Source organism: Candidatus Cloacimonadota bacterium (genome assembly GCA_034661015.1).
Classification (GTDB): Bacteria; Cloacimonadota; Cloacimonadia; order JGIOTU-2; family JGIOTU-2; genus JAYEKN01.
This window is the reverse complement of the sequence record JAYEKN010000245.1, coordinates 1-1,881: the sequence shown is the minus strand read 5'-3', so window position 1 is coordinate 1,881 and position 1,881 is coordinate 1. Positions and strand designations below refer to the sequence as shown.

Genomic DNA, 1,881 nt, shown 5'->3' with positions numbered 1-1,881 from the left:
ATATTCATTTTCAACCTATAAATTTAGAACTTCTACATTACCCATCTCATTTTCATTCTATTTAATTGATCCACTTTTATTTTACCTTTTTGTGAAAATGTGAAATTATAAACCATCTTTCCTCTATAAGCGTCAATGTAGGTATAGGTGTAATTTACGCTGATTTTTTAATAATTTTGGGGGGATGGGTGTATCATTTTTCCTTTTTGCTATAATGTGATTTTTGAGGGGTTTGTTACTCTAGTAAAATTGGATGATTGGACGAATACTCCGCAATAATTCTTGACACGAGAGAACATGTTTCGATAGTTTCATCCTTATGAAAATACTACTGACTTTCATCGGGAATAACGATTGCCACTTAGACGAAAACAGAAAAGGGGCGATTATATCTGTGCTGGAGGAAACGAGTATTGACAAACTGTATATTTTTTATAACAATGAAAAATATCTAAAATTCGCATCACAAATACTCATTTACAGCCGAGATAATTTTCCCAAACTTGATGTAAATTATGTTGAATCGTTATCTGCCGACCCCACCGATTATAACACGGTTTATCCAGCGATGTATAAATCAATCCGTAGGATCATCAAAGAGAATGCGAAAAACAACCCTGAATATACAATTTCGATAACGTCAGGGACTCCCACAATGCACGCTTGCTGGATTTTTTTGCAAAAAGGGGGAATTATTGATGCTGAACTCATTCAAACTTCGCGTGAAAAAGGTATTTCCAAAATCAATCTTCTGTTAGATGATTTTCCCCAAATCCAAAATGTGGATGAAATTAAAGCAGAGATGACGAAACTGGCGAGGGAAAACAAAAATTTCAAAAAACAACTGAATCTTCAGCACGATGGAATTATCGGGGAATGCCTTCAAATCATTAAAGTTAAACAGAAAATCCAAAATTTGGCAGAATATGATATTCCTGTTTTTATTTCCGGCGAAAGCGGAACAGGCAAAGAACTGGTAGCAGAAGCGATCCATTTTAACAGCTCCAGAAAAGAGCAGACATTTGTAAAAGTGAATTGCGGAGCAATCTCTCCAAATTTATTTGAAAGTGAATTTTTCGGACATAAAAAAGGCTCATTTACCGGAGCAGATACGGACAAGGAAGGAAAATTCAAGCAAGCGGACAATGGTTCGATTTTCTTAGATGAAATCTGCGATCTTCCTCTAAATATGCAGGTGAAACTTCTCCGTGTTTTGCAAGATGAAACGATTCAACCTGTGGGTGGAAATGAAGAAAAAGTGAATGTGAGAATAATTTCCGCTTCAAATACAAATATAATAAAACTGGTTAATGAAAGCAAATTTCGAAAAGATCTGTATTATCGAATTTATCAAGGGAAAATTTCGCTTCCACCGTTGCGAGATAGGGGAAATGACAAAATTCTCCTTGCTGAATATCATATTTCAAAATTGAATCAAAGATATAAGAAGCAGAAAAGATTAGCAAAATCCGCTCTTCATTTCATCAACAATTACAAATGGGCGGGAAATATCCGAGAACTTTTTTCCGTTTTAGAAACAGCATTTATCCACTCTGAAAATGAGATTAAGAAATCAGATTTGGAATTGATAGAATTAAATTCCAGCGATCATAAGATTTTCATTCCGGAGGAAGGTTTGGATTTTGATAATGAAATTCCCAAAGCGTATTATCAGGCAGCCTTACAAAAGACAGATGGAAATCAGGCAGAAGCAGCGAGATTATTGAAGATTCAACCGCATACATTTCGGGAAAGATTGAAAAAATTAACTTAATTCATTCCTGGCGAAAATTCCATCTACTGAATTGATTGCAAAACGAAATTATCTTTTACTTATAAGCTTTTTCTGATTTAACTGATAGTAACTTTCACAAAGTTTTA

At 34.5% G+C, this 1,881-nt stretch carries 1 protein-coding gene; it reads left to right on the top strand.

Annotated elements, in window-relative coordinates; translation table 11 throughout:
• Positions 1 to 319 precede the first annotated feature (319 nt).
• The gene (locus U9P79_09055; GenBank protein MEA2104768.1) at positions 320 to 1,774 is read left to right on the top strand and encodes a sigma-54 dependent transcriptional regulator; all 1,455 of its coding nucleotides are present in this window, start codon (positions 320 to 322) and stop codon (positions 1,772 to 1,774) included.
• Positions 1,775 to 1,881: the final 107 nt, after the last annotated feature.